Raw genomic sequence first — 25,560 nt, forward strand, 5'->3', positions numbered from 1 at the left:
GGTTACCTTTGGCGCTACAGAGTGGCGTTAATACCTATGGCCATCGCAGGCAAGCCAGCTCCCACACTTGATCCGGCGACTCAGGCGAAGCCCAACCCCTTCACAATTTCGCGACACTCCCCGCTACAAAAGCCACACGCTTTTCACCTCTCAATCCGTATAATGCCGACCTTTCAGGGTTGTAAGAACCGCGACAATTACTTGTAGCCTTATTGCCTGAGCTTCCGCACAAGCCCGCTGAGCCGGGCTATTCACACAGGTGCCATCCATGGATTTCAACCCGCTCGACCTTATCCTGCATCTCGACGTCTACCTCGACATGCTGGTAACCAATTACGGTCCGTGGATCTACGCCATTCTGTTCCTGGTGATTTTTTGCGAAACCGGCCTGGTGGTCATGCCCTTCCTGCCGGGCGACTCCTTGCTGTTTATCGCCGGTGCCGTAGCGGCCGGCGGCGGTATGGACCCCGTCTTGCTGGCCGGCCTGCTGATGCTGGCGGCCATCCTCGGCGACAGCACCAACTATGTGATCGGACGAACGGCGGGCGAGCGCTTATTCAGCAACCCGAACTCGAAAATCTTCCGCCGCGACTACCTGCAAAAAACCCACGACTTCTACGACAAGCACGGCGGCAAGACCGTGACCCTGGCGCGCTTCCTGCCGATCCTGCGTACCTTCGCGCCGTTCGTCGCGGGCGTGGCCAAGATGCCGTACCCGCGCTTCTTCGGCTTCAGCGTACTGGGCACCATCCTGTGGGTGGGCGGCCTGGTGACCTTGGGTTACTTCTTCGGCAACGTGCCTTTTATCAAGAAGAACCTGTCGCTGCTGGTGGTGTTCATCATCCTGCTGTCCCTGGTGCCAATGATTATTGGCGTGGTGCGCAGCCGCTTTGGCCGCACGTCCTCCGAAGCCAACCCGCACTGACCGCCCGTGTGGTCCTTCAGCGCCTGGCGTCGCCGGCGCCTGCTGGCCAAGCACCCGATTGCCGATGACACCTGGCAACGGGTGCGCCACCATCTGACCTTCCTCGACGGCATCACGCCGGAGCAAGACCAGTGGCTGCGCGAAGCCTGCGTGGTGTTCCTCAGTGAAAAACACCTCACCGCCCTGCCCGGCGTCGAACTGCACCAGGAACAACGCCTGCTGCTCGCCGCCCAGGCGCAACTGCCGCTGATGAACCTGGGCGACCTCGACTGGTACCAGGGCTTCCATGAAATCGTGCTGTACCCCGACGACTTCCTCAGCCCACAACGCCATCGCGATGCCAGCGGCGTCGAACACGAGTGGGACGGCGAACACAGCGGCGAAGCCTGGCAACAAGGCCCGGTGATCCTCGCCTGGCCCGGCGTGCTCGCCAGCGGCCAATGGGAAGGCTACAACCTGGTCATCCACGAACTGGCGCACAAACTGGACATGCTCAACGGCGACGCCAACGGCCTGCCGCCCCTGCACCACGACATGCGCGTGCAAGACTGGGCCAGCGTCATGCAAGGCGCCTTCGATGACCTCAACCGCCAGTTGGACGCCAACCCGGACGCCGAGACCGAGATAGACCCTTACGCTGCGGAAAACCCGGCGGAGTTCTTCGCCGTCACCAGTGAATATTTCTTCAGCGCCCCGGATTTACTGCTCAATAGTTATCCACAGGTGTACGCCCAACTCAGCCGCTTTTATCGCCAGGATCCCCTAGCCCGCCTAGCCCAACTGCAAGCCAGCGACCCGCGCTACTCGCCACAGGGCGAATGACCGTACGACGCTTGGCGCATGGCATCGGCGTCAGAATATGCCTATAATCGCCGCCACTTTTAGGCCAATCCGGCCATGTCATATGGCCAACTAACGGGGGCAACGCCCAATGAGCTACAGCAAGATTCCGGCTGGCAAAGACCTGCCGAACGACATCTACGTCGCCATCGAAATTCCGGCCAACCACGCGCCGATCAAATACGAAATCGACAAAGACAGCGACTGCCTGTTCGTTGACCGTTTCATGGCCACCCCGATGTTCTACCCGGCCAACTACGGTTTCATCCCCAACACCCTGGCTGACGACGGTGACCCCCTCGACGTGCTGGTAGTGACCCCTTACCCGGTCACCCCAGGCTCGGTTATCCGCGCACGCCCAGTCGGCATCCTGAACATGACCGACGACGGCGGCGGCGATGCCAAAGTCATCGCAGTACCACACGACAAGCTGTCCCAGCTGTACGTGGACGTGAAGGAATACACCGACCTGCCGCCACTGCTGCTGGAACAGATCAAGCACTTCTTCGAGAACTACAAAGACCTCGAAAAAGGCAAGTGGGTGAAGATCGACGGTTGGGGCAACGCAGACGCTGCCCGCGCCGAGATCATGAAGTCGGTTGCCGCCTACAAAGGCTGATACCCGCGCCTTATTGCCACAGCAATTAAAAAGCCCCGTTAATTCGGGGCTTTTTTATGGGCCGAATTAAACATCAAGTTCAATGTTTATTTGAAGCGTTTAACCAAGTTGCACACCTGAAAGATCCAGCCACAACTAAGCCAAATCCTACAACCGCAAATCAACGCATGGTTTATTTGATTAGACTTTCCGGCCAGTAAACTCTGCGTTTATGAATACATCAGGTGATCGTTTAAAAGCGCTACTACGGGAAGTTCATCTTTCCGCCTCCGACTTCGCCAAGAACCGCGGCGTCACGCCTCAGCACGTGAACAACTGGTTCAAACGCGGCGTCCCCATGGGCCGACTCAACGAGATCGCAGAGTTGCTGTGCGTCTCAAGCCGCTGGTTAAGCGACGGCAAAGGCCCCAAACACCCGCCCGCCAACTACCTGTTGGAAGGCCCCACCGCAAGGATTGCAACCGCCCGCGAAGACACAGGCAAATACCTCACAGGCCCCGCCTGCCGCCCGGAAAAAACCGACGTGGAGATCCCTCTCCACCCCACCTTCACCTCAACCGAACGCATCCGCGTCAACCTGCACAGCCTGGAAACACTCAACGTCAACCCTGACCGCGCGATAGGTGCCTACATGGTCGACAACAGCATGATCGACATCATCCAACAAGGCGCTACCCTCGCCATCGACCGAGGCCGCACCCAAATCATCGACGGTGAAATCTACGCCGTCGAACACGACGGCATGCTGCGCATCAAATACCTCTACAACCGCCCCGGCGGCGGCCTGCGCATGCGCAGCCACAACGCCAGCGAACACCCGGACGAATACCTCAACCACGAGGAACGCTTCGAGCAAAGCTTCAAGATCGTCGGCTGGGTATTCTGGTGGTCCACCCTCAACAACCGCCGCCCACCGGTGCCACTGGATGAACACCTGCTGGGCTGGGAAGGCTCTAAATCGGAACCGGAGGTGGGCAACTGAAGTGAATGTGGGTATCATGCGCCGCACATTTGGCAGGGGTCGCTTTTAGCTGATTCCCTGCTGGCGAAGCGGAGGAGTTCCCGCGGATGCCCCTACTATTCAGCCTGACGCAATGTGGGCTGAGCGATTTGAAGGCTGGTGAGGTTTGTCAAAAACAAGCTGAGGCAGTCCCCGAGAAGCCGGCCACAAGCCGGCTTTTTTATTGCCCGAAGAAATCCGACAAGATCCTACAGCACTAGCAAATACGGGCCCTGCAGCTTAGCATTCGTCCTAGGACATCCAGTAACCATCCATAAAATCCGCGACCAAGGTGTGGGTCAAAGTGTGGGTCGAGGGGTGTGGGTTGGAGTAGGAGCTAGTAATGGGCAAGCTGACCAGCAAGACCGTGGAGTCGATAACCAAGGCTGCAACGCCAGGAAAAACCAATGATGGCGATGGCCTGTACTTCCAGGTATCCAAGAGCGGCGGCACCAGCTGGATCTTCCGCTACAAGCTGGATGGCCGCAGCCGCGAAATGGGGCTAGGCCCCTTCCCAACCGTCACACTCAGCCAAGCCCGGCAGTTGGCCGCCGATCAACGCAAGCTTCTAGCTTCCGGAAGCGACCCACTGGCAACCCGCGATGCAGCAAAGGAAGCCAAGCGCGAAGCGGAACGCCAGGCTGCAGCACGTCGCACGACGTTCGAAGATCTCGCTCGCGAATACCAACAAGCACACGGCAGCAGTTGGTCTGAGAAGTGGCGGAAAGGCTGGCTGCGCAAACTGGAGCTCTACGCCTTCCCGACCATGGGCAAGTTGTCGGCTGACATCATCAGCACCGAGCATGTGCTTGCTGCATTGCAACCCATCTGGGTAACCAAGACACGGACTGCTGATGAAATCAGGGGCCAGATCGAGCAAATACTGGATGCAGCCAAGACTCGGCGTTTACGCGAGGGAGACAATCCTGCCCGCTGGCGCGGGCACTTGGACAACTTGCTGAGCAAGGCAGAGAAGAAGAAGGCCAGGCAGCGCCAACACTTCCCAGCACTGCAGTGGAAAGACACTCCGAAGCTGATATCCACCCTGGCCAACATCGATACACGTGACGCCATCGCAACCAGATTACTGATTCTGACCGGTGCTCGTTACCACATGATCCAACATGCTCAATGGTCTGAGTTTGACCTCGAAACTGGCACTTGGGCACTGCCGGCTGAGCGCATGAAGATGCGAAAACCTTTCGTCATTCCTCTATCGCCCCCGGTAGTCGAGATGCTGGATATCATGAATACGACTCATTCAATATATCTCTTCCCTGGGCAAGGGAAGAATGGTGTCATGCATGGCAACGCCATACGCAACCTGCTGCACAAGCTGGGATATGCAGACATCACGAGACATGGCTTTCGATCGACCTTCCGGGACTGGGCAAACGAATGCACCAACTACCCGCGAGAGGTATGCGAGCTTGCGCTTGCCCATGATGAACGCGACCAGACCGAGGCGGCCTATTCGCGCTCCGACCTTCTGGAGAAGCGCAGGGCACTGATGGCGGAATGGGCCAAGTTCTGCACGAGCAAGAAGTGACCCACAGCCAGCCCAAAGCAGCCGGTAACAACAGGCAGAAACCGGCCATAAGCAGTCAGTCGACTTGCTCCCGGGTATGAATTGAGGAGCGGTTCGTCAAATGAAGCAATACAGAAACCTTCCCACTCTTTAAGCCTGATTCAACGCTCCTCCATCGCCAGGGACTAATTGTTCTGACCGTTACTCTGGGCTAGATAATCTCCCATCATTTCCAGCCGATCATTGCCCCAGAACAGCTTCGAATCGGCGATGAAGGTCGGAGCACCGAAAACGCCTACCTGCACGGCTTGATCGTTGTTAGCCTCCAGTGCCAGTTTGAATCGCTCATCGGAAGCAGCTTGAATAGTTGCACTTCGGTCCAGGCCTGCTGCAATCGCCAGATCGCCGAGGATCTCCAGGTCGCTGATATCCCGGTTTTCACTCCAGTAAGCTCGCATCACGTTGAAGATGAACTCCACGCCCTTTCCCTTCTCGATTGCATACAAGCTGCAACGCAAAGCTCGGGAAGGCCGTAATGGAAACTGAGGGTGGTAGCTTAGCGTCAAGCGTCTCAGTCGAGCCCAATCCTGCAAATCCTGCTGAAACCACCGCACAAATGCTGGCGATGCTTCCAGTGGTCGCCGCCCCCCGATGTGATCGATCAGGTTGGCCAAGTGCATAGGCCGCCAATGAATCGCTCGACCATGGGCAGCGGCGATTTCTCGCAAGCGCGGCATAGCCAGGTAGCACCATGGACTGTGAAAATCGAAAAAAAACTCAATTGGCTCGCCCGCACTGATCGGTTGCGGTAGGGAGAAGCGGCTGAGGTCGACCCTCACTCGTTCGTGATGGCCGCGCATCACTAACCGCCCTTGTTGGCTCGCGCTCACCGCGAAACTCAACGTGCGGCCCTTGGTCGACTCCAACACGGCTTCGCACTGGACCTCAATGCCCGGCCAGGCCGGGCTCAAATGCGCAATATCCACTTTAGTGCCAACCGTGCCCCATCCCGGAACGCAGAAAGCCTGAACGCCACTGCCCGCCGTTTCCTCCAGCAGAGCAATAAGTGCCGGCGTAGATACCACCTGCACCCCGGCATTACCGATGGCGGCAGCCGTCTGTTGAAGCCCTGGTACGAATGCGCAGTGATGCCGGTGGCCGATGATCGGTGTGCTCATGGCAATTCCTCCAACTGCATCGCCATGGCTTGGGCTTTCAGCTCGCGCTTGAGTATTTTTCCACTGGACGTCATGGGCCATTGGCTGACCTTGAACACCCTGGATGGATGCTTGAACCCAGCGATTTTTCCGGCACACGCTTGCTTCACCTGCGCAGCGGAGAGCGCCCCACCCAACTCGACCGCCGCGGCGACCACTTCGCCGTAGAAAGGATCCGGCATGGCAAATACAGCGATTTCGGTGATCGCCGGGTGGCCGCGTAGCAGGTTCTCCACCTCCACCGGGTAGATGTTCTCGCCACCGCGGATGATCATGTCGCGTAACCGTCCTCCCACAAGTTCCACTCGGCCATCGGCGGTAACGCGTCCGAGATCCCCCGTCTGCATCCAGCCATCGAGGTCGATACAACGAGTAGTCTCCAGCGGGTCACGATGATAACCGAGCATCACCATGGGCCCGCGCACCTGAACCTGCCCGGTCTCACCGCAGGCCAGCACCTGGCCGTTGTCCGGATCACACACGCGCACCTGCATGCCTGGCAATGGCATGCCGGCGGTGGTGAATCGCTGCGCACTCTCGCAACTGTCCAAAGCGATAAGGGTGCTGGCTTCAGTCTGGCCGTACACCTGTACCAGGCCTGGAATCGGGAACGCAGACGCGCAGCGTTCGAGCAAAGCCGGGTCGCAATCGGCGCCACCGCAAGTGCCCGCCCGCAACGAGCCAAGGTCGTACTGTGTTCGTCGCGGGTGCTCCAGCATGGCCAGATAAGAGGTGGGAACGCCCGTCAGCAGCGTACAGCGCTCGGCCTCCACGAGGTGCAACATTCGCTCGGCTTCGAAGGCACTGACCCCCACATACGTAGCCCCTGCGGCCAGCGCTGAGAGCACATTCATAATGCAGCCCGCGCAGTGGAATAGCGGAATGATGGAAGTCCAGCGATCCTCGGCGGTAACCGCCAGACGCGCGACGGTTCCTCGTGCATTCATCAACATGCCTTCGAAGCACAGTTCAGCGCCCTTTGGCCGCCCTGTGGTGCCGGAGGTGTACTGGATGCTGGCCAGCTCGCGAGGCGACCAGGGCCACGCCTGAAATGGCAGCTGCGGTCCTTCGCTCATCAGTGCTGCGTAACTCCAGCAATTCTCAGCGTGAAGCCCAGGTCCGTCGAAACAAATCACGTCGCGCAGAAGGGGTAACCGGTTACGAGTGTCCAGTGTCATGGACAGATAGTCACTGGAGCGAAAGCGCGCGGAAAGCAAGATCGCCACCGACTGACTGTGGTCCAGCACATGCAGGAGGTCGTCCTCGCGAAAGTGCGTATTAACCGGCACCAGCACCGCACCAATGGCAGCGATGGCGACCTGCGCGATTGGCCATTCGATTCTGTTTTCCGCCCACAATGCCACCGAGCTGCCGGGTTGAATCCCGCGCCGCCGCAAGGCACAGGCCAGTGTCTGGGAAGCAAGCAACCATTGGCTGAAGGTCAGCCGCTGAGGTGTGGAGTCAAATACGAGCGCCTCCTTGTCCGGCCAGCGGTTCGCGCAGTGCAACAGCATTGCGTATGGGTCGCCGGGCAAGTTTTCGCGTGCGAAGCGGGATTTATCCGATGTCATGAAAAGACTACCTGAGAGTGGAGTGAAGGCTGATTGGATTGGAAATCCAGTTAGGCTTTGCTGTCGAGAGCAGGCGTCAGGGACGGTGGCACCCTGGCGGCCATTCGCCGACTGACCAGGCAATAAAGCATTCCGGTACCCAGCAGGCCGACCACCCAGGAAACATCTGCATAGTTCAGCGCACGGGCGACCGGTCCGGTGTAGAAACCGCTGGAAATGAACGGCAACTCCATCAGTACCCCACAGCAGTAGGTGGCAATAACCGGCCAGTTCCAACGGCCATAGCGGCCAGCGGGATCATTGAGAGCTGCCAGGTCATAGCGCGTGCCGTTGACGAAGAACACGTCGGCCAGGCTGATCGCGCTCCAGGGGGTGATGAACGCCAGGAGAAAAATGAGGAAGGAAGAAAACGCACTGATAAAGCTGTGGGAACCGGCCAGGGCAATCAGCACTGCAACGGACACCATTCCCAGCACATAGATGAAGCGATGGGCCAGAGACACTCTGCTGACGCCGCAGAACGCGCTGACAATGGTCGCGCTGGACATGTAGCTGCTGTAAGCGTTGAGGGTCATCATGGTGATCTTGCCGAAGCCGACCACCAGATACAGGATCATGGCCAACACACCCGTCGAGCCCAGGCTGACGACAAACTCTACCTCATGGCCCGAGAAGGCGGTTCCGGCGAGGGCTGCGGCAAACACACCGAAGGTCATGGCGGCCTGTGATCCCAGTACTGTGCCCAGCGATGCAGCCAGAAAGATCTTCAACTTGGACGTCTGACTGGGCAAATATCGGGAGTAGTCCGCTACATATGGCCCATACGAAATCTGCCAGGCGGCTGCCAACGAGATCGAAAACACGAAGTTGGCAGCGACGAAGTGACGATTGTCGAGCAGCGCATGGATATCGTGCCGGGCCAGCAACGCACCGAACATGTAGATAAAGGCAATGACGCCCACCACGCTGGCTACTTTGGCGATGGAGTGGATGGTGCGATACCCAAGGGTCGCCAACAACAGGGTTACCAGGCCGAACAGAATGATGCCCTGCCAGTCCGCGATCGATAGCACTTTCGCCACCGATTGACCGGCCAGCAACGTGCCGCCCGCCGAGAACCCCACGTACAACAAACTCACCAGTACAAGCGGAATGACCGCACCATAGACACCGAACTGCACGCGACTGCGGATCATCTGTGGCAGGCCAATCGCCGGCCCCTGGGCAGCTTGCAGGCCCATGACGATGCTGCCAAGTACTTGGCCTATCAGAAGGCCAATCAACGACCAGAATACATCGCCTCCCAGCACCACCGCCAAAGCCCCGGTGACGATGGCCGTGATGTTCAGGTTCACACCCAGCCACAGTGTGAACTGACCGAAGGCGCTGCCATGGCGCTCGTTTTCCGGTATGTAATCGATGGAGCGGGTTTCAATTACCGACCTCGGTGCAACAGGCGCAGTTGAACTAGCCATGGGCGAATCCTCGATATTGTTAGTGCAGCATCTGCGCCAGATCAGCGCGTTTTTTGGAAGGACACAGGCTGTGGATGGACTGAGGTTAAGCGGCGGGGTATATAATTAAAAATATGCACTGTTGATACAGCGAATTAAAAATAATGATTCACTTCAGCCTTCGGCAAATCGAATATTTTGTAGCAGCGGCCCAATGTCGAAGTACCGTCAATGCGGCGAAGTCGCTGAGTGTGTCCCAACCCTCGATATCAAACGCGATTGCGGAGTTGGAAGCCTTATGGGATGAGCGCTTGTTCGTGAGGATTCCAGGCAAAGGGATCGAACTCAGCTCCGCCGGAACCCGCCGTTACCAGCAAGCAAGGCAGCTACTGCAAAGTGCCGCGCAGCTCTCTGCCAAGGAGACTGATAGCGTGGTGGGGGACCTTTCGGTGGGTTGCTTTGCAACGTTGGGCGCGCGACATGTCCCCACCATGGTCGAGCGCTTCAAGCAGCGCTTTCCTGAGGTACGAGTCGCCATTGTCGAAGGTGACACCGAGGAACTGATTGAACGGGTGGAGCGCGGCACCCTTGATTTAGCGCTGATCTATGACATGAACCTGGCTCGTAAGGTCAAGCTACAGGCGGTGGGACTGCAATCACCTTATGTGCTGCTGCCCGAAGGGCATCATCTGGCAGCAAAAGCCAGCTTGTGTATTCAGGATTTGCAAACCGAGCCCTTTATCCTTCTAGACCTACCTCACAGTCGCGACTATTTCCTGTCACTGTTCCGCTCGGGCGGTGTAGAGCCCAATGTCATTATGGAGTTGCGCTCGGTGGAAATGGTGCGCTCACTCGTGGCACATGGGCACGGAGTGTCGATTCTCGTCACTCGACCCGCTGGAGACTTGAGCTACGACGGGCGACCCATCGTGTGTCGCCCATTTGACGCTAGCATCCCACCGCAACGAGTCGTGATCGCCTCGTCGCAAACCCAGAACCCATCCCGCCCGGCTGAAGCGTTCGTGGTGGTGATGCGCGAACTGTTCAATGAAGCCGATACGCTTGAAACCTCGACAATCTGATGAAGGTTTTTGATTTCTCCGCCGAGCTATTTTCGACAGTCCGTTGCGGAGCAGTTTTCCGCTGGTGAACGACAGCTATGGGTCGGATAGCGACCACCAGCCATTGTGACTGATCCACTCTTGTCCTCCCTCAACGTGGAGGACGAGCCATGAACACCATTGCTACATACAGCCATCAGCCTTGGAACAAGGGAAAGCTTGTCGGTCAGAAAGCCCCGCTCCGAGTCAGAGATATCTGGGCTATCCGAGTAAGACTTCAGCTTGCTGAGAAGGCGCGTGATTTGGCGCTATTCAACTTGGCCATCGATAGCAAGCTGCGTGCCTGTGACTTAACCAAGTTGCGAGTCCGAGACATCGCCCATGGGGAGCATGTGTCGTCACGGGCCATCGTGATGCAGCAAAAAACTCAGCACCCAGTGCAGTTTGAAATCACTGAGCAAACCCGAACGGTTCTGGAGGCTTGGATGCGCGAGGCGCGTCTCCGCAGCGAGGACTTCTTGTTCCCGAGCCGGTTGCACGCCTCAGACCATCTTTCCACCAGGCAATACGCTCGAATAGTCAAAGCTTGGGTGACAGCTATTGGCCTTGATCCAACCATGTACGGAACCCACACGCTAAGGAGAACCAAGGCTTCGTTGATCTATCGCAGGACGAAGAACCTGAGAGCCGTCCAACTCCTGCTTGGTCATACGAAGCTTGAAAGCACTGTCAGATACCTGGGAATCGAGGTCGATGATGCCTTGGAAATGGCCGAGCAGACGGAAGTCTGACCATTCACTGCGACGGTCGATGCTAGACCGTCGCTATCCGTCCCATAGCCGCCAGTCAATTGTGTCTACAAAATCGGGGGGCATTCAAATCAGAGGGCAGTCTTGCGCTGAGTAATTTATGACTGGCGTATCCTCAAAATGGAATCTGTGATGGCTTGAGCATTAGTGTCCAGCGTTTCCATAGCCGACATCGCATTAGCGGCGACGCTTCCTACCCCATTTTCTGAGAGCCACTTGGTTATTTCTTCTATAGCTGCACTTAAGGCGTGCTGGTTGTGGAGGAGCAATGTCAGAGCGTCCGCCGTGGCGATCTTGCAGTCTGAGTTATCTGGCATGGCGGTCGTCCTTGAGGAATGATGCCGGAAGCCTAGCTCATCTCGTCTTTGGCTGAGACTGGCCGACAGCTGCCCGCCATGATAGGCGGCAGATGGACAGATGCTGACGCTCGCCGGTATCTGCTCTGTTGGCCTTTGTCACCTCAGGTCAGACCCAACGACGCTTTACTACAGAGTCCGGCCATCCTGATAGAATCGATCAGGTTATAGATAACACCCTTCTGAGAAATGGTATGAATACGGAATTGATGGAAGATGAGATGCGCCGGGCGCTATTCGGTGATTCTGAGCCCTCTGCGCCGGCAATTAACTCAGACGTGCAGGACACAGTCCCGGATGTTGTGATCGTACAACCGGTGAAGGCAGCGAAGAAAAAGGCAGTCTCAAAAGGCTTCACTCCTAGGTTGAGAGTTACGCTCCGTGTGGGAAACGAATTTGAAGGCGAGATGTACGAGATGGTGCATGAGGCCGATACGCTGAGCTCCCTAGTTGCAGAACAAGAAGCTACAAAGACGGCCAGAAAAAAATTCAGGTTTGTGGAAGTAGTCTCGGTCAAACCGATGTAAGTGGGTACTCTCACTTTTCGCCCGCTGGGCATCATGCCGCATTCACTTTACCGCGGGCCACCCAACAGATTCGTGTCGATTGAAGCCTCAAATATTAGGGGCGTTAGTCGTATCCCGGATTGGATTTAAAACCATCACCCGATCCCACTCTCAATGTTTAAATGGTCGCCAACCCCAAGCCACATATCTGAGGGTGGCGACAGGCAAAAATCGACCCTAAGCGGTCTTACGACTTTCGCGGAAGCGGACGTTCAAAGTGGTTGCTTCCACATTTTGGGCACGCCAACACCACGTCGGCATCTCTGTAAGGGGGTATCTGTCATTACAAAGCTCCTGAATCAGACCATATACCGGGCCATCAACCAATAGCCCATAAATCCGAATCACGTCACCGCCAGGACATGCCCCTGGATTGGGCCCCTATGCCCACAGAAAAGCGTATTTGCCTCAGCGGGACAGTGACGGATCTGAATTGAGTCGCCGATTAAACGTCAATCAGGCGAACTGCCTGGCGCGAATCAATTGTTGGAATAAATCCGATGCCTTGGTGCTCTGTGATCCACTTCCGAGTCAGCTCTATATCGAAATACCGGCCGTGGGTTTTCATCAGCACAAGCGCCGCACCCGTAATTCGACAATGCCCACAGCTCGGACAGATTCCTTCCTCGTATTCACCATCAGTTTCAACGACCGCCGCAGTTTCACCACAAATCAAGCAAGTCATGAACTACTCCTTTTGGCTTTACCAAATCCCCCAGCGGGACGATGAACTGCAATCCCAACGCGTAATCGACCCGAGTGGCGGCCAGGGCTGGTGAGCTTGCCTAGTTTGCTTCTTTCACCGCACTGAGAAACGCGCACGTGCGTTCCTGCTGCGGGTGTTCGAAGATTTGCGCCGGGGTGCCCTGCTCGTGAATCTGCCCTTTGTAGAAAAAGCACACACGATCAGCGAACTCACGGGCGAAACCCATTTGATGCGTCACCATCAGCATGGTCAGGTTGTGTTCGGTGCCGAGCTTGCGGATCACGTTGAGCACTTCACCGCACAGTTCCGGGTCGAGGGCGGAGGTCACTTCGTCGAACAGCATGACTTTCGGGCGCATGGCGAGTGCCCGGGCGATCGCCACCCGTTGTTGTTGACCACCGGACAACTGCGATGGGTAATGCCCGAGCTTGCTGCCCAGACCCACCAGTTCCAGCAAGTCTGCTGCACGTTCACGGGCCTCGGTCGGTTTCATGCCGAGCACCTGCACCGGCGCCTCGATAACGTTTTGCAACGCTGTCATGTGAGGGAACAGGTTAAAACTCTGGAACACCATGCCGATCTTGCCACGCACTCGGCGGATGTGCCGGTCATTGGCGGGCACCAATACACCGTTGCGATTGGGCATGTGGGTCAGCAAGTCATCCTCAATGCGAATCAGTCCGTCATCGATGCCTTCGAGTGTCATCAGTACCCGCAGCAGTGTGGATTTTCCGGAGCCGCTGGGGCCGATGATCGCGACTTTTTCACCCGGCGTGACGTCTAGGTTCAAATGATCGAGCACGGTAAAGTTGCCGTAGCTCTTGGTAACGTCCTGGAAGCTGACGATCGGCTTTACCGGTTTGGTTTTCTGCATGGCCGTGGCCTCTTGCGGATGCAGCGGGGTCGGGTTGCTGTGCCTTGAAAGGTCACCGGGTGTCGACAGTGGGGTAGTCATTAGCGTAGCTCCAGGCGCACTTCAAGGCGCCGTACCAGATAAGCCAAAGCGATGCTTAGGGCGAGGAAAAACAGACCGACCATGGTGATCGGCTCCAGATAGCGGAAGTTCTCGGAGCCGATGTTCTTGGCCTGTTGCATGATTTCCACCACGGTAATCGCCGACAGCACCGGCGTATCCTTGAGCATTGCCACCAGATAGTTACCCAATGGCGGCAGGATCGGCCGCAGGGCCTGCGGCAGGATTATGTTGCGATATGCGCTGTACGGGGCGATGTTCAGCGCCGTGACTGCTTCCCATTGTGCGCGCGGCACCGCATCGAGGCCGCCGCGATACACCTCGGCGATGTAACAGGCGTAATGCAGGCCGATACCCAGAATGCCCACTTGCATGGCGGTCATGCTGACGCCGTAATTGGGCAGCACGTAGTAAAGGAAATACACCTGGATCAGCAGTGGCGTACTGCGAATGAACTCGATCACAGCGGTGGTCGGCCACGACAGCCAGACTCTGCGGCTCCGTCGGCCGATAGCCAGGAACAGTCCCAGCACAATGGCGATCAGGAAACCGATCAGGGTAATGCCCACGGTGTTGAGCGAGGCGCGCAGCAAATCGGGAAGGATATGCCAGGCATAGGTCCAGTCGAACAGTGTCATGACAGACCTCCACGCAACCGCCCGCGAGCCAGATGCTGCTCAATGCGGCGCATGCCGATGTTGATGGCTTGCGCCAGGATGAAATACATCACCAGCGCCAGACTGAAGATTTCCAGGGTCTGGAAAGTGGCCTGATCCAGTTGACGAGCCCTGAAGCTCAGGTCTGACAGGGTGATCAACGACACCAGCGAAGTATTTTTAAGCAATTCGATCAGCAGGTTGGTACCCGGCGGTATAGCGGCCAGCAACGCCTGCGGAAGAATGATGCGGCGAAAGCGTTTGTAGCCGCTGAAGTTGAGTGCCGTGGACGCTTCGTATTGACCCTTGGCGACGGAGCTGATCGCACCGCGCATCACCTCGGCGCCGTAAGCACCAATGTGCAAGCCTAGGCCGACGATGGCCACGCTGTAGGGGCTCAGTTCAAGGTTGAAGGGCGGCAGCGGCAGCACAAAAAACAGCCAGAACAATTGCACCAGTAACGACGTGCCGCGAAACACTTCAATGTAAGCAATGGAAAACCAGCGCAATGGCCGCCAGGGCGACATGCGCCCCAGGGCCGCGAGAATCGCCGCGACAATCGCCAGCAGCGAACCGAAGATCGTCACCTGGAGCGTCACCCAAGCGCCTTGTATCAATAGCGGAAGTAATTCACCCATGGTTTAAACCTGTCCATCCGGGTTAAGCAGGGAAATAGGCATCGCGCCGTGGCGCCATGCCTGTTTCGACTATTGAGCGCAGAGCTCGGCAGCCGTTTTGCTTGTCACGTTGGATTTGTCAAACCCGAAAGGGGCAACTGCCTTGAGGTGCTCTTCGGAACCCAACCATTTTTTCAACTCGGCGTTGACCGCATCGCGCAGGTCTTTGTCTTCCGGACGGAAGGCGAGAGCACCGTATCCAATGTGTGACGGGTCATCCTTGAACTCGGTGACTGCTTCAACTTTTTCACCACCCTTGGCGGCCAAACCTTTCATGGTCAGTTGAGTACCCACTGCCGCATCGGCACGACCGGCGCGCACGGCTTGCAACTGGGCGGTGGTGTCCGGTACTTGGAGGATTTGCTCATCCTTTACACCCGAGTCGCGGGCATAGCCCAGGTTCACCGTGCCGGCCATGATTGCCAGCTTCACCTCGGGATTCTTGGCGATGTCTTCGTAACTGTGCAGCCCCTTCGGGTTGCCTTTGGCCGTAAGCAGCGCGTCTGGCAGTTGATACTGCGGATCGGTAAACAGCACCTGCTTGCAGCGAGCCGGCGTGATGTACATGCCGGCGGCAATCACGTCGAAGCGCCCGGCGCGCAGACCCGGGATCAACGAGCCCCATTCGGTCAACACGCCGTCAACCTGTTTGATGCCCATTTTGGCAAAGATGGCTTTGGCGATTTCCGGTGATTCACCGGTGACCCTGCCGTCGGTTTCGGTAAAGGCGAATGGGGTTTCGTTGGCATAACCGATACGGATGCTGCTGTTCTGTTTGACGGTTTCCAGTGTCGTAGCGGCTTGGGCGCCGGCGGCTAGGCCGAACATCGCGCAAGCTATGAACAGGTGACGCAATGCATGGGTGCTGCGGGAAGGGAAATTGCTCATCGATAAAATCTCCTGTTTCTTGTTGACCCGTCGGTGACGGCTCTGTGGTAGGAGGCAGTGTTACAAGAGCAAAGCGTACAAGGACTGATCTCATGGAGCTGGGCGCAGTCCGGTACAGGTCGATTGATTTTGTTGTGGGCTTTAAGGTGCCCGCTGTCGACCTTGAGCCGAGCATACAAAAGCGCTGAGCATCATTGTATTGCACTAGGACAATTGCATTGCATGGATACTAGCGCGATGCTGTCCCGACGAGCACAGACCCGAGTTTTAGCGCTGATGGACAAATGGAAAGCGGCACTGGATATCGCCCGCAGTGGCGAGTCAAAGTACAAGATTCTGGTGCAGGCGATTGCCGATGATATCGAGCAGGGTGTCTTGGCCAATGATCAGCGCCTGCCACCGCAGCGGCATGTTGCCGATACCATGGGCATCAGCGTGCAGACGGTCACCAACGCCTATAAAGAGCTGGAGCGTCAGGGGCTGGTGCGTTGCGAAGTCGGGCGCGGCAGTTTTGTGTCGCGGCGCATGAGCGATCGAGTGGCTACCTATATTCTCGATAGCCCCGAACGGGCCCTGGTGGATTTTTCCATCGCGCGGATCCTGCACACCCGCGAGCACGACCAGTTCTGGCGTGACACCTGTCTCGAACTCAGCACGGAAGAGGATCAGCCGTGGATACACGCATTTCGTCCGATTGCGGGTTTCGAGTCGCACCGCGAAGAGGCCACGCACTGGATCGGACGGCAAGGACTGCGGGTCGAGCGTGATGACATCCTGATTACCAACGGCGCCGCTCACGGCATCTTCCTTGCGCTGGCGTCTCTGGCCGGTCCCGATGATGTCGTGCTCTGCGAAGGGATCACCGATCACGGGGTAATCGGCAACTCTCAGGTATTGGGATTCACCCTCAAAGGCCTGGAAATGGACCGCTATGGCATAGACCCGGAACACTTCGAAGACATGTGCAGCAATGAGCGCATCACCGCGCTGGTGTGCACGCCCAACCTGAACAACCCGACCACCAGCCTGATGCCCGACAGTCGTCGGCGGGAGATTGCCGATATCGCCCGGCGTTTCGGTGTGCACATCATTGAAGACGATGTATACGGGCCGTTGCTGGATGAGCATCGCGCGCCGCCAATCAGCCATTACCTGCCGGAGTTATCGTTCTATTGCACTAGCATGACCAAGTCAGTGCTGACCGGTTTGCGCATCGGCTATTTGGTAGTGCCCAAGCGACTGGCGTTGCGCACCGAAAGTATCTTGCGGGTCAACAGCTGGATGGCCACGCCCATGGTCTCCGAAATCGCTGCGCGCTGGATTCGTGACGGTCGCGCCGACACGCTCGTGCGATTGCAGCGCAAACTGTTGGCCGGCAGGCAGGCGATAGTCAGCAAATACCTGGGCGAGCACCTGCTCGGCCAGCATCCTCATGCACTGAACGCGTGGGTTGGCATTCCAATACACTGGGAGGTCGACAGCCTGGTGCGGGCCTTGCGTCACCGGCACATCGCTGTCGCATCGCCTGATCCGTTCACCGTGCGTGGAACGCCGCGAGCTCGAGCGGTGAGGGTGTGTGTCGGCGCCGAATGCAGCGACGAAGAAATGCGTGATGCATTGATAAGCATGCGCGAGATATTCGGGCAGTACCCGCAAATCCATGATTTTTGACCGGGAAAAAGTCCGCAAAAAAGTTTGTCGGATAAATTGCCCTAGTACATTCATTACGACAATCCAGTCCTCTTAGACTGCGCCCAACACCACAGTCGGGACGCGGTCATGTCAACGTTGCAGCTACATGATGTTTACCTCGCTCGCCAGCGCATCGAATCGCTTGTCCGGCGTACCCCCTTGGAATACTCGCCCAGCCTTTCGCAACGATTGGGCGTGGCGGTGTACCTCAAACTCGAATCCCAGCAAATCACCGGCAGTTTCAAATTGCGCGGCGCGAGCAATGCCGTGGCGCAGCTCAGCGCCGAGGAGAAAGCGCGTGGCGTGGTGGCGGCGTCGACCGGTAATCACGGTCGTGCTCTGGCGTATGCCGCTTCCCGGCAAGGCGTGAAGGCGACGATTTGCCTGTCGCATCTGGTGCCGGCGAACAAGGTTCAAGCCATTCGTGATCTGGGCGCCGAGGTATGCATCGTCGGCCAGTCTCAGGACGACGCCCAGCGTGAAGCCGAACGGATCGCCAACGAGCAAGGCGCGACATTGCTGCCGCCGTTCGATCACCCGACCATCATCGCCGGGCAGGGCACGCTGGGGCTGGAAATCCTCGAACAGCAACCGGACGTGGTGCAAATTCTCGTGCCGTTGTCCGGCGGCGGTTTGTTTGCCGGGGTTGCGCTGGCGATCAAAAGCGTCAGCGCGAACATCATCACCCACGGCATCAGCATGCAACGCGGTGCAGCCATGCACGCCAGCCTCGCAGCCGGGCATCCGGTGGAAGTCGAAGAGCTGCCGACCCTGGCCGACTCGCTCGGCGGTGGCATCGGCCTGAACAACCGTTACACCTTCAACATGACTCGCGATCTGTGTGACCACCTGCATTTGCTCAGCGAGACTTCCATCGCCAATGCCCTACGCCATGCCTATCGCGAAGAGCGTCTGGTGCTGGAAGGCGCGGCCGTGGTCGGGATTGCCGCGTTGCTTGATGGATTGATTGAGCCGCGCGGGCCGATCGTGGTGGTGGTCAGCGGCCGTAACGTCGACATCGATCAGCACCTGCGCGTCCTCGCGGGCGCAGATGCGTGAACCCCAACAATAACGACTGAATGGAGTGCCGCATTGATGAGTGACATCACCTTATTGAGCGAAGCGGATCTGCGTGCCTGCGTAGCACTAGACCTGCCGAGCATCGAAGCCATCGAACAAGCCTTTGTGCTGCTGGCCACAGCAGCGGTGGCAATGCCGCCGATCCTGCGTCTGGACATCCCCGAGCACAATGGCGAAGTGGACGTGAAGACTGCGTACCTGCCGGGCCTGGAGCGTTTTGCGATCAAGGTCAGTCCGGGTTTTTTCGACAATCCGAAACTCGGCCTACCGAGCCTCAACGGCATGATGATGTTGCTGTCGGCGCGCACCGGTTTGCTCGACGCCTTGCTGCTGGACAACGGTTATCTGACCGCCGTACGCACAGCCGCGGCGGGCGCCGTGGCGGCTCGCGCCCTGTCGCGGGTCGACAGTCGCAGCGTGGCGCTGATCGGTGCCGGCGAGCAGGCCGCGTTACAGCTTCAGGCATTGCGCCTGGTGCGACCGATTGAATCCGTTCAAGTCTGGGCACGTGATAGCGCCAAGGCTCAAGACTTCAGCGCTGAACTGGCGCGCGACAGCGGCCTGACGGTCACGCCTTGCGCGAGCATCGACGAGGCCATGACCGGCGTGGACATTGCGATCACCTGCACCCCGAGCCGCGAACCCTTGATCGAAGCGCGCCATCTGCACCCCGGCTTGCATATCACAGCCATGGGCTCGGACGCCGAACACAAAAACGAAATTTCCCCCCAGGCGCTGGCGCAGGTCGACCGCTACGTGGCGGATCGCTTGAGCCAGACGCGAATCCTCGGCGAGTTGCATCACGCTCTGGCGGCCGGCGCTATTACCGACGAATCGGGCTTGGCCGAATTGGGGCAAGTGCTCGCAGGCCAGCGCCCAGGTCGGACCAGCGAGGCGCAAGTCACCTTGTGCGACCTCACCGGCACCGGCGCCCAGGACACCGCCATGGCCAATCTGGCCTTCGAGCGCGCGCGCTCGGCCGGCAAGGGTTTTCAGTTCGGCAGCTAATCCACTTTTTTCATCCGTGCGTCATTTATCAGAGGGCATGTGCATGTCTCAGATAGTCATCAATCTCCCGTTCGAACGGGAGGAATACGCCCAGCGTCTGGCCAAGGTTCGAGCGGCCATGCAGATTCAGGGCATCGAGCTGTTGCTGGTCACCGATCCGTCGAACATGGCCTGGCTGACCGGCTATGACGGTTGGTCGTTTTACGTTCACCAATGCGTGTTGTTGGCGCTCGACGGCGAGCCAGTCTGGTTCGGTCGCGGGCAAGACGCCAACGGCGCCAAGCGCACGGTGTTCATGCAGCACGAGAACATCGTCGGTTACCCGGACATCTACGTGCAGTCCCGGGAACGCCATCCGATGGATTACCTGTCGCGGGAAGTCATCAGTGCCCGGGGTTGGGACGCGCTGACCATCGGCGTGGAAATGGATAACTATTATTTCAGCGCCGCCGCGTATTTGTCGCTGCAGAAAAACCTGCCGCAGGCCAAGCTGATCGACGCGGTCGGGTTGGTGAACTGGCAGCGGGCGATCAAGTCGCCCCAGGAAATCGCTTACATGCGCATCGCTGCGCGCATCGTCGAAAACATGCACGGGCGGATCCTCGAACGAATCGAGCCGGGCATGCGCAAAAATGAACTGGTGGCTGAAATCTACAGCAGCGGGATCCTCGGCGCTGACGGTCATGGCGGCGATTACCCGGCCATCGTGCCGCTATTGCCCACGGGTGCCGACGCCAGCGCGCCGCACCTGACCTGGGACGATTCGCCGTTCGAAAAAGGCGCCGGGACCTTCTTTGAAATCGCCGGTTGCTACAAGCGTTATCACTGTCCGCTGTCGCGCACGATCTATTTGGGCAAACCTCCACAGCACTTCCTCGACGGCGAAAAAGCGGTGGTCGAAGGCATCGCCGCGGGACTGGAAGCAGCCAAACCGGGCAACACCACCGGCGACATCGCTGTGGCGTTTTTCAAAGTGTTGGAGAAATTCGGCATCCACAAGGACAGCCGTTGCGGCTACCCGATCGGGATCAGCTATCCGCCAGACTGGGGCGAACGCACCATGAGCCTGCGTCCCGGCGACACCAGTGTGTTGCAACCGGGCATGACGTTCCACTTCATGCCGGGCCTGTGGATGGACGATTGGGGACTGGAGATCACCGAAAGCATTTTGATCACTGAGACCGGTGTCGAGACACTGTGCAATGTGCCACGCCAACTGTTCGTGAAGGATTGAGCCATGAGCGATTTACCTGACAATCCGATCAATGCCACGGTGGACTTTGCCCGCGAAGGCGTGCAGCACGGATTCCTCAAATTGCCGTATTCCCGGGACGATTCGGCCTGGGGCGCGGTGATGATTCCGGTAACGGTGATTCAGCGCGGCCAGGGTCCGACTGCGCTGCTTACCGGCGGTAACCACGGTGACGAATACGAAGGCCCGGTGGCGCTGAGCAAGCTGGCGCAGGGCCTGACGGCCGCCGAGGTAACGGGGCGGGTGATTATCGTCCCGTTCATGAACACCCCGGCGTTCCATGCTGGTCGGCGCACGTCGCCGATCGACAAGGGCAATCTCAATCGCAGTTTCCCCGGTAAGCCGGACGGCACCGTGACCGAGAAAATTGCCGATTACTTCAATCGGACTCTGTTGCCCTTGGCCGATATCGTGCTGGACATCCATTCCGGTGGCCGCACCCTGGATTTCCTGCCTTTTGCAGCCTGTCATGTGCTGCCCGACAAAAAACAGCAGGCTCAATGCGAAGCCGGCATGCGCGCTTTCAATGCGCCTTACAGCATGCGCATGCTGGAGCTCGATGCAGGGTCGATGTACGACACCGCCGCCGAGCGTCAGGGCAAAGTCTTTGTCACGACCGAACTGGGTGGCGGTGGTTCGTCCACGGCGCGCAGTGTGGCGATTGCCGAGCGCGGGGTGCGCAATCTGCTAGTGCATGCAGGGATTCTTGAAGGTGAGATCCAGCCCGCGGAGTCAATCATGTTAGGCATGCCCGATGCCACTTGCTTCATCGATAGCGAACACGATGGCTTGCTGGAAATGTGCCGCGATCTGGGCGACAACGTGAGCAAGGGAGAAGTGATTGCCCGCGTTTACGACGCTACCCGTAGCGGCGTCGCTCCGGTGGAATATCGCGCGGCCCGCAGCGGGCTGCTGGCGGCGCGCCACTTTCCAGGAATGGTGCAGTGCGGCGATATCATTGCAGTCATCGCCGATGTATTGACCTGACCCCAACCCCTGTGAAAGTGAGCTTGCCCGCGATGGCGGCGGCACATCCAGCATCGATGTGACTGACATACCGCATTCGCGGGCAAGCCCGCTCCCACAGGTTCTGCCACAATTTTCAATGCCCGGAGGTCCTCGGACCATGCACAAGCTCGATCGCTATGACCTGAAAATCCTGCGAATCCTCGCCGAAGATGGTCGGATCACCAAGTCGAGCCTGGCCGAGGCGATCAATCTCTCGGTGACCCCGGCGTGGGAGCGGGTTCGCAAGTTGGAGTCGCTAGGGCTTATCAAGGGCTACCGGGCACAGATCGACTGGAACGCGGTGTTCAAAGGCCAGCAGGTGCTGGTGGAAATCACCCTGGCCCGACACACCGCCCAGGACATGCGGCGGTTCGAGCAACGCATGAACGAGGCCGCCGAAGTGGCATTCTGTTACGCCACCGGTGGCGGTGTTGATTACATGGCGATGATCCAGGCGCCGGACATTGACCATTACCAGCGGTTTATCGACCAGTTGTTGCTCGATGACCTGGGCATTGAGCGCTACTTCACCTACATCGTCACTAAAACCATCAAGACCGCGGGTGCCTTGCCGGCCGAGGTGGCGCAAGAACCATAAATCGGGGCAAAACCTTCACCGCAAAAAGTCCCTGTTTACCGGCGTTCAATCAGAAAAAACCTATGGTTACACCCCGCCAAACGCCAAATCATCTTGGCTGCGCTGCCCTAGCATGGATTCACGCACACGGTTTGGAGTGAACGCCATGACATACAAACATCCGCTGTTGTTCAAAGCACTTTGCTACGTAGACGGCCATTGGGTCCACAGTGACAGCGGCCATAGCGTCGCCGTGCACAATCCGGCCGATCAGAAGTTAATCGGTCATGTGCCGATGCTCGATCAGCCTCAGATCATCGCCGCCGTAGATGCCGCACACCGGGCGTTTTCAGCCTGGCGTGAACAAAGCCTCGATGACCGCGGAACGATTCTGCGGCGCTGGGCGGCGTTGATCCTTGAGCATCAGGAAGACCTGGCGCGGATTCTCAGCCAGGAACAAGGCAAGCCCCTGGCCGAGTCCCGCGGCGAAATCGCCTACGCCGCCAGTTTCATTCCATGGTTTGCCGAAGAGGCGCGGCGCCTTTACGGGCAGAACATCCCCAGCCATATCCCCGGCGCGCATCTGGGCACGATCAAGGAACCGGTTGGCGTCTGTGCACTGCTGACGCCGTGGAATTTTCCTTCGGCGATGATCACCCGCAAAGCCGCCGCCGCATTGGCCGCCGGTTGCACTGTGGTCATCAAACCGGCCCACGAAACGCCTTACTCGGCGTTCGCGTTGGCGCAATTGGCGGAAGAAGCAGGCTTCCCCGCCGGCGTGTTCAACGTGGTGCTGGGCGAACCGCAAATGACCATGCAAACCCTGGTGCAGGACGCTCGCGTGCGTTCGGTCAGCTTCACCGGCTCGACCCGGGTCGGCAAGTTGGTCCTGCAAGCGGCAGCCCAGGATGTGAAGAAGGTATCGCTGGAATTGGGCGGCAATGCGCCGTTCATTGTCTGCGCCGATGCCGATCTGGAGCTGGCGGTGAAAGTCGCGGTAGAGGCCAAGTTCCAGACCTCCGGCCAGGATTGCTGCGCGGCCAATCGGATTATGGTCGAACGCTCGATTTATCCGGCGTTCCTCAGCCGCTTTGCCTCTGCGGTGCGCGAACTGCGGGTCGGCCCCGCGCTGGTGGGTGATCAAGAGCAAAGCGTCGACATCGGCCCGCTGATGCATCAGGCCGCCTTCGATGTGACCGTCGAGCGTGTGGCTGATGCGCTGAAGCTGGGCGCGCAACGTCTGGTGGGCGGCGAAGCGCATGCCCTCGGCGGATTGTTCTATCAGCCGACGGTGCTGGCCGACGTTACGCCGCAGATGCGTATCTACCGCGAAGAAAATTTCGCGCCGATTGCTGGCGTCATGCCTTTCGCCACCCTCGAGCAAGCCATCGAAATGGCCAACGACACCGAATACGGTCTGGCTGCCTACATTTGTTCCAACCGCTTGGACCTAATCTACCCCCTGATTCGCCGCCTCGACCACGCCATGGTCGCGGTCAATGGCGTCAAGTTCACCGGCCATCCGATCCCGTTCGGTGGCATGAAAGCCTCGGGGCTGGGCCGCGAGGGCGGTACCGAGGGCTTCGAAGCCTTTGTCGAAACCAAATACTTTTGCCTGCACCATCAAGGCCAGTTCTAAGGAGATCCGCCATGAGCCAAAAACTCGATTCGTTGTTCGAACAAGACCGTGCGCACTTCATGCACCCGTCAACCCATGCCCATGACCACGCCAGCGGCACGCTCAAGGGACGCATCATCAAGAGCGCGTCAGGCATTCGTATCCGCGACCACGAAGGCCGCGACTTCATCGACGCCTTTGCCGGGCTGTACTGCGTGAACATCGGCTACGGGCGCACCGAAGTCGCCGATGCGATCTACAAGCAGGCAAAGGAGCTGGCCTATTACCACACCTATGTCGGGCACTCAACCGAAGCGATCATCGAGCTGTCGAGCCGCATCATCGACTGGGCGCCGGAGGGCATGAAGAAGGTCTACTACGGCCTGTCCGGTTCCGACGCCAACGAAACCCAGATCAAACTAGTGCGTTACTACAACAACGTATTGGGTCGCCCGCAGAAGAAGAAAATCATCTCCCGTGATCGCGGTTATCACGGTTCAGGCATCATGACCGGCAGCCTGACCGGCCTACCGACTTTCCACCAGCATTTCGACCTCCCGGCCGAAGGCGTTAAACATACCATTTGTCCGCACTGGTACCGCAAGGCACCGGCAGGTATGGATGAAGCCACTTTCGTGCGCTATTGCGCCGACGAGCTGGAGAAAATGATCCTGGCCGAAGGGCCGGACACCGTCGCCGCGTTCATCGGCGAACCGCTGATGGGCACCGGCGGCATCATCGTTCCGCCGGCCGGCTATTGGGCCGCCATACAAGCGGTGTTGAACAAATACGACGTGTTGTTGATCGCCGACGAAGTGGTCTGCGCCTTCGGTCGCCTGGGTTCGAAGATGGGCAGTCGGCGCTATGGCATGCGTCCTGACCTGATCACCACGGCCAAAGGCCTGACCAGTGCCTATGCGCCTTTGTCAGCAGTGATTGTCGGTGAAAAAGTCTGGGACGTGATCGAAAAAGCCTCCGAATCTCAAGGTGCCATGGGACATGGCTGGACGTACTCCGGGCATCCGATCTGCGCGGCGGCGGCCCTGGCCAACCTCGACATCCTGGAGCGGGAAAACCTGACGGCCAACGCAGAGAATGTTGGCAGCTATCTGAATCGTCGATTGCGGGAAGTATTGGAAGGTCATCCACTGGTGGGCGAAGTGCGCGGCGACGGCATGCTTGCCGCGGTCGAGTTCATGGCCGATCGTGAGCAACGCACACCATTCGATGCTGCGTTGAAGGTCGGTCCGAAAGTATCGGCAGCCTGTCTTGAACGCGGAATGATTGCCCGAGCGATGCCCCATGGCGACATTCTCGGTTTTGCACCACCGTTGATCTTGACCGAGGAGGAGGCCGACCTGATTGTCGACATCACCAAAAGTGCGGTCGATCACGTGGCCAGCGAGATACTGGGCTAAGCCTTACCGCTCCCCCCCAAAAAACCGCTCGATCCTTCACCGTTCGGGTGGTTTTTTGTAT

At 58.3% G+C, this 25,560-nt stretch carries 25 protein-coding genes; 16 read left to right on the forward strand and 9 right to left on the reverse strand.

The features are described 5' to 3' along the window. Positions 1–268: 268 nt before the first annotated feature. From A7K61_RS10260 to A7K61_RS10285, 5 genes are all read left to right on the forward strand, one after another. Positions 269–925: a DedA family protein gene (locus A7K61_RS10260; protein WP_003194521.1), complete on the forward strand. Its 657-nt coding sequence runs from the start codon at positions 269–271 to the stop codon at positions 923–925. A 6-nt stretch (positions 926–931) separates the two neighbouring features. Beyond that, positions 932–1,747 carry a zinc-dependent peptidase gene (locus A7K61_RS10265; RefSeq protein ID WP_044269004.1) on the forward strand — a complete coding sequence of 272 codons (816 nt, stop codon included), beginning with the start codon at positions 932–934 and terminating at the stop codon, positions 1,745–1,747. A gap of 109 nt (positions 1,748–1,856) precedes the next feature. Further along, entirely contained in the window at positions 1,857–2,384 is a 528-nt protein-coding gene (gene ppa / locus A7K61_RS10270; RefSeq protein WP_003176323.1) for an inorganic diphosphatase, read from the forward strand. A gap of 211 nt (positions 2,385–2,595) precedes the next feature. Then, a complete protein-coding gene (locus A7K61_RS10275; protein ID WP_044269006.1) occupies positions 2,596–3,366 on the forward strand; it encodes a S24 family peptidase in 771 nt (256 codons plus the stop codon). A gap of 361 nt (positions 3,367–3,727) precedes the next feature. Further along, the gene (locus tag A7K61_RS10285; protein ID WP_017736573.1) at positions 3,728–4,933 is read left to right on the forward strand and encodes an integrase arm-type DNA-binding domain-containing protein; all 1,206 of its coding nucleotides are present in this window, start codon (positions 3,728–3,730) and stop codon (positions 4,931–4,933) included. 164 nt (positions 4,934–5,097) lie between these two features. Here the strand turns inward: A7K61_RS10285 and A7K61_RS10290 are convergent, their stop codons facing one another. Genes A7K61_RS10290 through A7K61_RS10300 form a run of 3 tightly spaced genes read right to left on the reverse strand, consistent with a single transcriptional unit; the run spans position 5,098 to position 9,175 of the window. Continuing rightward, entirely contained in the window at positions 5,098–6,090 is a 993-nt protein-coding gene (locus A7K61_RS10290) for a DsbA family protein (RefSeq protein WP_017736574.1), read from the reverse strand. Then, on the reverse strand, positions 6,087–7,700 hold the full coding sequence (locus tag A7K61_RS10295; RefSeq protein WP_017736575.1) for a class I adenylate-forming enzyme family protein: 1,614 nt from the start codon (positions 7,698–7,700) through the stop codon (positions 6,087–6,089). Before A7K61_RS10295 ends, A7K61_RS10290 begins: the two co-directional genes overlap by 4 nt. Positions 7,701–7,750: 50 nt before the next feature. After that, positions 7,751–9,175, reverse strand: coding sequence for a cytosine permease (locus A7K61_RS10300; protein WP_017736576.1), 1,425 nt, complete (start codon positions 9,173–9,175; stop codon positions 7,751–7,753). A 143-nt stretch (positions 9,176–9,318) separates the two neighbouring features. Here A7K61_RS10300 and A7K61_RS10305 point away from each other — a divergent pair, with 143 nt between their 5' ends. Together A7K61_RS10305 and A7K61_RS10310 are read left to right on the forward strand one after the other, a co-directional pair. After that, positions 9,319–10,236, forward strand: coding sequence for a LysR family transcriptional regulator (locus A7K61_RS10305; RefSeq protein WP_017736577.1), 918 nt, complete (start codon positions 9,319–9,321; stop codon positions 10,234–10,236). A 149-nt stretch (positions 10,237–10,385) separates the two neighbouring features. After that, positions 10,386–11,006, forward strand: coding sequence for a tyrosine-type recombinase/integrase (locus tag A7K61_RS10310; RefSeq protein WP_017736578.1), 621 nt, complete (start codon positions 10,386–10,388; stop codon positions 11,004–11,006). A gap of 116 nt (positions 11,007–11,122) precedes the next feature. Here A7K61_RS10310 and A7K61_RS10315 read toward each other — a convergent pair whose 3' ends face one another. Continuing rightward, positions 11,123–11,341, reverse strand: a complete 219-nt coding sequence (locus A7K61_RS10315; RefSeq protein WP_017736579.1) for a hypothetical protein — start codon at positions 11,339–11,341, stop codon at positions 11,123–11,125. A 233-nt stretch (positions 11,342–11,574) separates the two neighbouring features. Here A7K61_RS10315 and A7K61_RS10320 point away from each other — a divergent pair, with 233 nt between their 5' ends. Then, entirely contained in the window at positions 11,575–11,907 is a 333-nt protein-coding gene (locus A7K61_RS10320) for a hypothetical protein (RefSeq protein ID WP_017736580.1), read from the forward strand. A gap of 484 nt (positions 11,908–12,391) precedes the next feature. On the opposite strand, the gene A7K61_RS10325 is transcribed toward A7K61_RS10320, so the two are convergent. From A7K61_RS10325 to ehuB, 5 genes are all read right to left on the reverse strand, one after another. After that, positions 12,392–12,631 carry a hypothetical protein gene (locus A7K61_RS10325; protein WP_017736581.1) on the reverse strand — a complete coding sequence of 80 codons (240 nt, stop codon included), beginning with the start codon at positions 12,629–12,631 and terminating at the stop codon, positions 12,392–12,394. A 100-nt stretch (positions 12,632–12,731) separates the two neighbouring features. Next, a complete protein-coding gene (gene ehuA, locus A7K61_RS10330) occupies positions 12,732–13,526 on the reverse strand; it encodes an ectoine/hydroxyectoine ABC transporter ATP-binding protein EhuA (RefSeq protein ID WP_017736582.1) in 795 nt (264 codons plus the stop codon). Positions 13,527–13,606: 80 nt separating this feature from the next. Continuing rightward, positions 13,607–14,263 (reverse strand): ectoine/hydroxyectoine ABC transporter permease subunit EhuD, encoded by a 657-nt coding sequence (ehuD, locus tag A7K61_RS10335; RefSeq protein ID WP_017736583.1) that lies wholly within the window; start codon positions 14,261–14,263, stop codon positions 13,607–13,609. Further along, positions 14,260–14,919, reverse strand: a complete 660-nt coding sequence (ehuC, locus tag A7K61_RS10340) for an ectoine/hydroxyectoine ABC transporter permease subunit EhuC (protein WP_019818793.1) — start codon at positions 14,917–14,919, stop codon at positions 14,260–14,262. The genes ehuD and ehuC overlap by 4 nt, the downstream gene beginning before the upstream one ends. A gap of 69 nt (positions 14,920–14,988) precedes the next feature. After that, a complete protein-coding gene (ehuB, locus tag A7K61_RS10345) occupies positions 14,989–15,846 on the reverse strand; it encodes an ectoine/hydroxyectoine ABC transporter substrate-binding protein EhuB (RefSeq protein WP_017736585.1) in 858 nt (285 codons plus the stop codon). A gap of 276 nt (positions 15,847–16,122) precedes the next feature. On the opposite strand from ehuB, the gene A7K61_RS10350 reads away from it, so the two are divergent. From A7K61_RS10350 to A7K61_RS10385, 8 genes are all read left to right on the forward strand, one after another. After that, entirely contained in the window at positions 16,123–17,517 is a 1,395-nt protein-coding gene (locus A7K61_RS10350) for a PLP-dependent aminotransferase family protein (protein ID WP_017736587.1), read from the forward strand. Positions 17,518–17,625: 108 nt separating this feature from the next. Next, positions 17,626–18,597 (forward strand): hydroxyectoine utilization dehydratase EutB, encoded by a 972-nt coding sequence (gene eutB / locus A7K61_RS10355; protein ID WP_019818796.1) that lies wholly within the window; start codon positions 17,626–17,628, stop codon positions 18,595–18,597. 36 nt (positions 18,598–18,633) lie between these two features. Further along, positions 18,634–19,626: an ectoine utilization protein EutC gene (eutC, locus tag A7K61_RS10360; RefSeq protein ID WP_017736589.1), complete on the forward strand. Its 993-nt coding sequence runs from the start codon at positions 18,634–18,636 to the stop codon at positions 19,624–19,626. 43 nt (positions 19,627–19,669) lie between these two features. Continuing rightward, positions 19,670–20,860, forward strand: a complete 1,191-nt coding sequence (gene doeA / locus A7K61_RS10365; RefSeq protein ID WP_019818799.1) for an ectoine hydrolase DoeA — start codon at positions 19,670–19,672, stop codon at positions 20,858–20,860. A 3-nt stretch (positions 20,861–20,863) separates the two neighbouring features. Then, the gene (gene doeB, locus A7K61_RS10370) at positions 20,864–21,865 is read left to right on the forward strand and encodes a N(2)-acetyl-L-2,4-diaminobutanoate deacetylase DoeB (protein ID WP_017736591.1); all 1,002 of its coding nucleotides are present in this window, start codon (positions 20,864–20,866) and stop codon (positions 21,863–21,865) included. Between the two features lie 139 nt (positions 21,866–22,004). Continuing rightward, positions 22,005–22,484 (forward strand): Lrp/AsnC family transcriptional regulator, encoded by a 480-nt coding sequence (locus A7K61_RS10375; RefSeq protein ID WP_017736592.1) that lies wholly within the window; start codon positions 22,005–22,007, stop codon positions 22,482–22,484. A gap of 145 nt (positions 22,485–22,629) precedes the next feature. Beyond that, entirely contained in the window at positions 22,630–24,102 is a 1,473-nt protein-coding gene (locus tag A7K61_RS10380; protein ID WP_017736593.1) for an NAD-dependent succinate-semialdehyde dehydrogenase, read from the forward strand. An 11-nt stretch (positions 24,103–24,113) separates the two neighbouring features. Next, positions 24,114–25,499, forward strand: a complete 1,386-nt coding sequence (locus tag A7K61_RS10385; protein ID WP_017736594.1) for an aspartate aminotransferase family protein — start codon at positions 24,114–24,116, stop codon at positions 25,497–25,499. Positions 25,500–25,560: the final 61 nt, after the last annotated feature.

This window comes from Pseudomonas sp. AP42, from assembly GCF_001728935.1.
In the GTDB taxonomy this organism is placed as follows: Bacteria; Pseudomonadota; Gammaproteobacteria; order Pseudomonadales; family Pseudomonadaceae; genus Aquipseudomonas; species Aquipseudomonas lactis.